General features: G+C 48.5%; 12 protein-coding genes. 2 read left to right on the forward strand and 10 right to left on the reverse strand.

Translation table 11 applies throughout. The annotated features are described in order from the left end of the window. Positions 1-563 precede the first annotated feature (563 nt). Positions 564-992 carry a hypothetical protein gene (locus ACOJS8_RS09025; RefSeq protein WP_420148210.1) on the forward strand — a complete coding sequence of 143 codons (429 nt, stop codon included), beginning with the start codon at positions 564-566 and terminating at the stop codon, positions 990-992. Between the two features lie 420 nt (positions 993-1,412). On the opposite strand, the gene ACOJS8_RS09030 is transcribed toward ACOJS8_RS09025, so the two are convergent. The 6 genes from ACOJS8_RS09030 to ACOJS8_RS09055 all read right to left on the reverse strand — a co-directional run bounded on the left by ACOJS8_RS09030 (position 1,413) and on the right by ACOJS8_RS09055 (position 5,253). After that, on the reverse strand, positions 1,413-2,237 hold the full coding sequence (locus ACOJS8_RS09030) for an FRG domain-containing protein (protein WP_420148211.1): 825 nt from the start codon (positions 2,235-2,237) through the stop codon (positions 1,413-1,415). A 116-nt stretch (positions 2,238-2,353) separates the two neighbouring features. Next, complete coding sequence (locus ACOJS8_RS09035) at positions 2,354-3,217, reverse strand: manganese catalase family protein (protein WP_420148212.1); 864 nt, start codon at positions 3,215-3,217, stop codon at positions 2,354-2,356. A 5-nt stretch (positions 3,218-3,222) separates the two neighbouring features. Further along, entirely contained in the window at positions 3,223-3,567 is a 345-nt protein-coding gene (locus tag ACOJS8_RS09040) for a hypothetical protein (protein WP_420148213.1), read from the reverse strand. Positions 3,568-3,673: 106 nt separating this feature from the next. Then, positions 3,674-4,030, reverse strand: a complete 357-nt coding sequence (locus tag ACOJS8_RS09045; RefSeq protein ID WP_420148214.1) for an SPW repeat domain-containing protein — start codon at positions 4,028-4,030, stop codon at positions 3,674-3,676. Between the two features lie 79 nt (positions 4,031-4,109). Beyond that, positions 4,110-4,868 carry a succinate dehydrogenase/fumarate reductase iron-sulfur subunit gene (locus ACOJS8_RS09050; RefSeq protein ID WP_420148215.1) on the reverse strand — a complete coding sequence of 253 codons (759 nt, stop codon included), beginning with the start codon at positions 4,866-4,868 and terminating at the stop codon, positions 4,110-4,112. Between the two features lie 55 nt (positions 4,869-4,923). Next, a complete protein-coding gene (locus ACOJS8_RS09055; protein ID WP_420148216.1) occupies positions 4,924-5,253 on the reverse strand; it encodes a hypothetical protein in 330 nt (109 codons plus the stop codon). Here ACOJS8_RS09055 and ACOJS8_RS09060 point away from each other — a divergent pair. Further along, positions 5,252-5,653, forward strand: a complete 402-nt coding sequence (locus ACOJS8_RS09060; protein WP_420148217.1) for an SPW repeat domain-containing protein — start codon at positions 5,252-5,254, stop codon at positions 5,651-5,653. The genes ACOJS8_RS09055 and ACOJS8_RS09060 overlap by 2 nt on opposite strands. Positions 5,654-6,081: 428 nt before the next feature. On the opposite strand, the gene ACOJS8_RS09065 is transcribed toward ACOJS8_RS09060, so the two are convergent. The 4 genes from ACOJS8_RS09065 to ACOJS8_RS09080 all read right to left on the reverse strand — a co-directional run. Beyond that, positions 6,082-6,570, reverse strand: a complete 489-nt coding sequence (locus ACOJS8_RS09065) for a ferritin-like domain-containing protein (protein ID WP_420148218.1) — start codon at positions 6,568-6,570, stop codon at positions 6,082-6,084. Between the two features lie 105 nt (positions 6,571-6,675). Beyond that, positions 6,676-6,801: a hypothetical protein gene (locus tag ACOJS8_RS09070; RefSeq protein WP_420148219.1), complete on the reverse strand. Its 126-nt coding sequence runs from the start codon at positions 6,799-6,801 to the stop codon at positions 6,676-6,678. Positions 6,802-6,885: 84 nt separating this feature from the next. Further along, positions 6,886-7,569, reverse strand: coding sequence for an NUDIX hydrolase (locus ACOJS8_RS09075; RefSeq protein WP_420148220.1), 684 nt, complete (start codon positions 7,567-7,569; stop codon positions 6,886-6,888). Then, a partial coding sequence (locus ACOJS8_RS09080) for a DUF2231 domain-containing protein (RefSeq protein ID WP_420148221.1) occupies positions 7,566-7,973 on the reverse strand: 408 nt, incomplete at its 5' end. The genes ACOJS8_RS09075 and ACOJS8_RS09080, both read right to left, overlap by 4 nt.

Genomic DNA, 7,973 nt, shown 5'->3' on the forward strand with positions numbered 1-7,973 from the left:
CAAAAGACAGCATGCAAATCATTGATACGTTAATTGTCAGATCTTTGACGCATAAATTCCATAATTGTATTATTTGGTTATTAAATCATTTACCCAGACCATTAAGTAAATATAATTTTCAGTTGCATAATACGTCCCTAACAACTAATATCTTTGTATAACAAAGTGAAATAGTCTAAGTAATACATATACATATCAAAAATATTTAATACAAAGAAATAGTATAATTCATAGTAATAGGTTATTTAAAAAGAGTTACAGAAGGACTGCCCCATACCGGCAGTCCTTTATTATTGGCATCGACAGAGATAATTGATTTAGCCACTGAGTACCGGATAACTTGGCCGCTGGCTTTCAGTAGGGGCAGGTTAGCTGACCTACTTCCCACAGGAAAGTTAGAGAATGCGTCATTTCTTGCTGTCTATTTAGACCGTTTAGACAGTTTTATTAAAGAGCCGGTGCGTAAACAGCTAAGTTCTATATTATTCATAACGATTACTTAATCTTGACGTATTGAAAATGCCGTATGTTTACGGTCTTGAACCTCCTGGGTACTGAAGATCATGAAATATGTTTATTCACTTGCTCTATCAGTCCTGATCGGCTGCATACGTCAGGAACAGCCACAGGCTGTTTCAGGTGAGCTGGCTGGAAGCTGGCAAGGCGTTTACGAAACGGAGCAGATCGGTAGTTGTGCCTGGAGTGGAGACGCTTCTGTGCCGACAACGGCAACTTTTCAGGTAACCAGCAATACCGTTACGGGAAAGATAATGCGCGGATCGGCTTCCCAGCCAATTAGCGGTAGTTTAAGCGGTAATACCGTCCAGATTAATGAGGTAAACAATACGATCTGCTACGGCGTATTCGGTTCATATACGGCTCGTTACAAAGGGCTAATCGACGGTAATACCTTAACACTCACGAGTCGAGATACCTTATGCCCAACACAAGGTTGCATCTTTCTTCGCACCTTAAAACTAACTCGTCAGTAGCTACCTGCCTCAGCGCCGGATAAGCAACAGGAGTGAACTCATCTTCCTGAAAGCAAATCGAACCGATTCTGGACGGACTGAAACGTTTGGAAAAAAGCAGGAAAACTTGCTGAAGCACAAGACAAAGTCGGGCTAGGCATAAGCGTTCGCAGTCGGTGATAAAAATCCTCGATTTTATTGGAAGGAAGTTCTTCCAACTCTTCTAAGTCTAATCGCATTACGATTAGCTTATGACGCTTGATTGACCAGTAGTTCGGTCCTTTCAAAGCCCGGATATCAATAATTTTCATAAGGATTTGGGTCAATTAGAATTGGCCGGCATCCTCGTAAAAAGAAAGTTTGTTAGCGATTATGTCTCTTGTTTCTAGAAGTACCGGCTCTTTTTATGGACTAGTCAGCTACCCGGTTGTTCCCGGAAAATTATTCGCTGGTTGCCTTTTCTTGCTGAAAATTACCTGATAGTGGCACAGGCTGAACGTATTGCCGTCGTAACCAGCGACTAAGGCCGTCCAGGCCGGGAAAGAGCACCCGCTCGTTGATATTGGCCTGATCCAGTTTATCCCGAATCTCCCATTTCAGCTCTTTGGCAATGCTTATTTTCCGATACACATCAGGTCGCTGTTCCAGCCAGCCCCCCAGACTTACCGTTGGGTCGGAGATAACGGAAAACAAGGCATACTGATTGACAATACGGTCGTCAATAGACGGTGGTTCGAAGAATAAAGCAAACGGTTCTTCAGCCTGGTCATCAAATTCCCGTAGCGACTGAATAGGAGTCAGCATATCAATCGTGAATACATCTGCTCCTTCTTTTTCCAGTAACGCGCTTAGTGTATCTGGCAACTGCTGATGCACTTTTTTGTAATCCAGGCACCAAATAATTCCATCCCGGTCGTATCGGTCCGGATTGGCTGTCACAAAGTGTAATGCTACGTAGGGCGAAAAGGTCCAGTCCATCAGTCGGGTAGGTAAGCCATGATGCTGTGCTACCGAGAGCCAATACCAGAACGAATCGCGCTCAATAACGTTACGTAATGCGTATTTCTTGAAGTTGCGAAGCAGATGCCCTTCGATCTGGGCGTAATTTGCTCCCATGCGCATCAGAGACGTATTAAGCGTATAGGAATCATCGGGTAAACCCCGGAAGGCAAACGATGGGCGGAAGCGTTGAAGCGTTGGTGTCCAGGCATTTTCATACAGATACTCCAATAGCTGATTCCAGCTCGTAGCATGTGCGTGAACCATAACTTATACGATTAGCGAGTTCAGTCCGAACGTAACAAAGCGCTGAGGTATAAAGCAGATTAAGCCATTCAATAAGGATATGGCTTAATCTGCTTTCTTACTGCATTCAGGAACGTTTAATATTTCTGCCCGGCCCTTTCAATTTGTTCCGTTTGCGCATGACCTTCCGGAATAGGGGGCCCTAACTGAGGTTCGCTGCCAACGGGCTGCGCTTTTATTTCTCTGAATTCACTACGTCCATCCAGTGATTGGCCCTGGGTCCACCGACGATTTTGGCCGACCGATGGCGAATCAGGATCGATATTGGTATCAACAAAAGCGTAGCTAAACTCCTGATGCTCCTGACTTTGTGGGAAGCTATTGGGGATGGGATGCACTCCGCGTATATCGCCATGTCCCAGCTCCTCCAGCACCGCCAGCCATTGCTGCTGGTGCATCGTATCGCGGGCAATCAGAAAGGAGAGCATGTCTTTCATTCCGGCGTCGTCGGTCATTTCGTACAGGCGCGTGGCCAGCGTTCGGCCTGTCGCTTCGGCCATTACGTTCGCATACATATCCGCTGCAATGTTTCCTGAACTGACAACCCACGAGCCATTGAACGGCACCCCATTCGCATCGGATGCCAGCGCACCCATGCCGCCCGAAAGGAAATGGCGGGGGTCACCACCGCCCATGATTTTCTCCATGAGCGGGTCATTGCCAACGATGGTTTCGATAACGCTGCTCGAAGCGCCTTCCAGATTTAGACAGACCGCCGTGGCCAGCATCTCGATGTGGGCAATTTCTTCGGTGCCCGTATTCAGGAGCATGTCCCGGTAACGTACCGGTCCGCGGGAGTTCCAGGCCTGAAACAAGTACTGTAAACAAACACGTATTTCGCCTTCGATGCCACCGATGGCCTGCTGTAGGGCGCGGGCAAACCTGGGATCAGGTTTGTCAACTTTTACGGTATACTGAAGTTTCTTATCGTGATAAAACATATAGCTTATTGATTGCGGTTTGATTTATTGGCACTGCTACTGCTGGACCCGCTAGTGGTCGGAACACCAGCCGCCTGCTGATTAACTTTTCCTTTTTTCTTCTGACTGCCCTGGCTATTCGTAGTACCAGTTGACTGACCACCGCCAGGCTGTGAACTGGTTGATCCGGTACCTGTCATTGATCCGTTTTTCTGACCAGATGTGGCTGAGGAGTTATTTTGTCCTGAACCGGTACTCGAGACACCTTCAGCCGTTGGAGTAGGTCGTCGGCCCGGCGTTGTGCCCTGGGCCCATGCATTTCCGAGAGCCAATGCTACTAGTAGGGTAGCCGTCATTAAGGAGGTTTTCATACGTTGATTGGGTTTTGTTATGCTTACTCAACGAGCCGATTCTTACCAGTAGCCTTAATAAATTTTAGAAAGTGAGAAAACGGATTAAGCACTGCCCTTGCTGCATTTAGTATTCGTACGAAGGTTTTCGCTGTGTTAACAAGCCAGCGCCTAACTCAAGTAAGCCGAAGGCGAGGTGCGGCCAGCAGATGCGTTTGGCGAAGCCGAACAACCAGGGAGAGGCTGCCACCAGCACGCCATTTGCTTTATCAACCGCCAGGTGCGTAGCCATCGGAACGCGTTTGACTATGCCCACTTCGTAATCGGTAAGCGCTGATAGGCCTAACACGGCAACACCGGTGCCGACAGCTACTCGCCGGGCCGCGCTGTTGTCAGCAAAGTTGAGCAACCAGGGGGAAGCGATAAACAGCGCACCGGTCGTGTAGTCGAGCAGGCCGTGGACTTTCGTTGGAATTGGTTTCATAACTTGATTTGGTTTGTTTAAGAGCAACGTAGTACTGGTAAGTGATACCGACAGTATGTAAAGACTTAATTGTGGTTAATCAGGAATCATCGCCGGGTGAAGTCAGCTTGGCGCCTAAATACTCCCGATTCAGTCGGGTAATGGCTTCCAATGGAACAGAAGCCGGACATTCGACAGAGCAGGCACCCGTAAACGAACAGGCACCGAATCCTTCCGAATCCATCTGAGCCACCATGCGTTCGGCCCGTTCCCGACGTTCCGACTGACCTTGTGGTAGTAAAGCAAACCGCGACACCTGAGCGCCTACAAACAGCATGGCGGATGCGTTCTTACAGGCTGCTACGCAGGCTCCACAGGCAATACAGGCGGCTGCATCCATTGTTGATTCCTGCGTTTGGCGCGGCACCAGAATCTCGTTGGCATCGGGAGCCGATCCGGTATTGACCGAGATGTAGCCCCCCGCCTGCACGATCCGGTCGAAAGCGGAGCGATCAACCGATAGATCCTTGATGATCGGAAATGCCCGCGCCCGCCAGGGCTCCACCACAATGGTTTCTCCGTCCCGGAAACTTCGCATGTACAACTGACAAACAGCGGCTCCGGTCTGTGGGCCGTGTGCCCGGCCATTGACGTACATCGAACACGTACCGCAGATCCCTTCCCGGCAGTCATGATCGAAGGTGACGGGTTCTTCATTTTTATGGGTCAGTTCGCCGTTTAGTACGTCGAACATCTCCAGAAACGACATGTCGGGATCGATGTTTGTCAGCCGGTATTCGACCAGCTTACCGGGTGTACGGGCATTTTTCTGCCGCCAGACTTTCAGGATTACGTTCATATGATTCGTTTATAAGAGGAGGGTAGGCCTTTGTCATCCCAATGGTTCCTGATCGTTATTTTATTCGAAACATCAGGTAAGCGTCGAGCAGATTGATCTGATTAGTTGATAATACTACCGTCCTTATAGGCAATTGATTACAAAAAGGAAGCAGGAATGAGGAAATGGACTGCCGACTGAACGCCCTATAATTCTGTTCTCGACCAAAATACTTAGGGTTTAGGCTAATGACTTTCCGTTCGGGTAGCGTATCGATACGGGCCACTGCCCAACTGGCAAAAACTTCCTTTTTATTGGCAGGTTCATCGGTAGTGAAGGCGAACCTTCGCTGCAACGTAATGAGAATATCGATTAGGGATTGTCTTCCAACTGATTCAATACTCATGTTCGATTACCCAAAGCCACCTTTTCGTTCTTCGGTCATTTCCACCAGCGGTCATGCCATATGGGATTACCTGGCTGGTCCGGTATTGATTGGCTCGCCCTGGCTGTTTGGTTTCGCAGACGACCCGCGAGGAACATGGCCTAACGTAGTGGCCGGAGTGCTGGTATTGCTGCTGGCAATGGTTACGGATTACGAAGGGGGTGTTTTCAAGAAAGTCCTGATGACGCTTCATTTGGCGTTTGACCGGTTAATTGGTAGTCTTCTTGGGGCCTCGCCCTGGTTATTGGGCTTTGCCGATCGGATCTACCTGCCGCATTTGGTGATGGGTTTATTGTTGCTCATTATGGGGCTAATCACTGAGCGAAGATCAGCATATAAGAAAACACTACGTAGTAAGTAAGCTCCAGACACAGCTATCGGTTTGACTGCGAACGGTCTTAGTACCCGCCATAGTGCTGGAATCAGGTACCAGCTACCGGTGACCCTTATACGTTATCGGTTCGTATTACATCGGTTCCTCATAACGTAGTGATCAGTGCTTAGCATCGAAAGCCAACAAGCGGCTTACGCTTCCGAATAAACCAATAGTGACTCTACTATAACTTCCTTTAAAATATAAAGGTCTGTGCTATCAAAAGCACAATGAAGCCCGCGTTGCGAAGCAACGCGGGCACCTACTTATAAGTACAATCGAATAGTTGTGTTAATGGCAACAAAATTGGATAGCTGTTTGTCTGTTTTGCTACGTAGCGGTGGTTATTGATGGTACGAAACCAGGTTTTAAACCGCTGTCTGCTGACGACAAACTATTTGCTCGTTACGTTCTCATTACGATTGTGCTGCTTTCTGATTGACAGAGCTGGTGGCAATACTCGTCAGCTTTTCGTCAGTTTGTTTCTCTTCTTCCAGAGTTTGTTGCAGTAAGTCGGCAATCTGATCCTGACCAGCCTGCTGGGCCAGTGTTCGGGCAGTGCCGTAGGCGGCAATCTCATAATGCTCTACTTTCTGAGCGGCTCCGATGATCGCAGCATCGGCCACGGGCCCTTCTTCGAGCTGAGATAGCAGGTCCTGGGCTTCTTCAACGAGGCCCTGCATAGCCATACAGGTTTCTCCATCAGGGTCAATGCCCATTTGCTGCGCAATCTGTTCTAAACGCTGTACCTGCTGCTGTGTTTGCTCCCGGTGCATCTGAAGGGCCTGCCGTAGCTGATCACTCTGAACCCGGTCAATCAGATCGGGCAACGCATCGATAATTTGATTTTCTGCGGAGTACAGATCCTGGATCGTATGCTCCATAAGTTCCTGTATAGTTTTCATTGACAATTGGGTTTTCATTAGGTAACTCCAGGAATTCCTTCGTTTCCTGTTTGCGGCTCCAATGGGTTTAAAAAATAAGGATTTGGCCTTTACCCTCGAGTCTATTTAGTTTTCCTGGTAAGCTGTTACGCTATACGGTAGTGATTGAGTGTTCGTTACTTCCTGCCAGTTTTTTGGCTTATTGTAGAAATAAGCCAAAAAGTCATCGAACCCGGCGTCTTCTATGAACATAAGGAGTGGTTTGTTGTAATACTCCTTATCGAAATTAGTCTGATTTACAGCTCGTTGGGCTTTTGTGGACGGTTAATTGGTTTGCTACAACTGGCGCATCAATTCATAATCACCGATTTCCTTTAGATAGATCAGATGCGCCAGAATGCCATGAATGTTATCGACCCGCTGCTGGGCTTCGGAGAAGGTAACGATGGCGAGACGAGTATGCTCATTTTCGCTTTCTTCTCCCGTTGAACGGCCATCAAGGGCTTTGATATCGGCCAGTGGCATCCGGCGCTCATAGTAGAAAAAACATAGGGCTTCGTCACTGGTAGACGTAGCGGAAAACAACGGCCTGTTGAAGAGCGGTTTTACGTCGTCGGTTTCAATCTGCAGACCCGTTTCTTCGCCTAACCCACGCACGGCCACTTCATGGGGGGAACTGTCTTCCTCATCCATCATGCCGGCAGGGTGTTCGTACGTTAAAGAACCATCGCAGGTGCGTCGTTGGGTAACCAGAAGCACGTACTTGTCCTCGGTCTGCTGATCGATCAACACGACCAGTACGGAAACCGCATCGCCTTTAAGAAAACAGATAGGGTTAAGTTTGTCTCCTTCGGGAGCCTGCGCATCTATTTTCATGAGCGCATACAAAACACTACCATCCTTTTGGGCGCGATGAACATATATCGGATCAATTGCGTTGATCGTCACCTGATTCTTTTCCAGGTTCTGGTACCAGTTCTGGTATTTGGCCGATTGGGTTAATGGTATTGGTTCGTTCATGCCTGATAGGGCTTGTTGCTGATTAAGGGTTTGGCGGCTGGTTGGCCAGATAGCGAATTTGGGGCGTTCAGATTTGCATCTTCATCAATACCAACGCCCAACCGATCAACCAGCTCACCACCCAGCCAGCCAGTCAGACCAGCCAGAACAAACGCCAGGCCTGAACTGATCAGTGCCAGCGTTGACGGCTGGTAGCCTGCGTTATCGGTGCGCCAGAGCCAGCTTGCTCCAAACAGCAGCAACACCAGCACATTACCTGCACCGTGGAGTAAACCGATTCGTTTGGCTCGGGTGTACGCAGGGATGGCAAACCAGTCGAACCAACCGGGAATGGCAGAGGCTACGCCCGACATAAGTCCAGACGTTATCATCCAAAAAGACACCAGCACCAAATCAGGATTGTA

The sequence above is a fragment of the Spirosoma sp. genome, from assembly GCF_048594605.1.
Classification (GTDB): Bacteria; Bacteroidota; Bacteroidia; order Cytophagales; family Spirosomataceae; genus Spirosoma.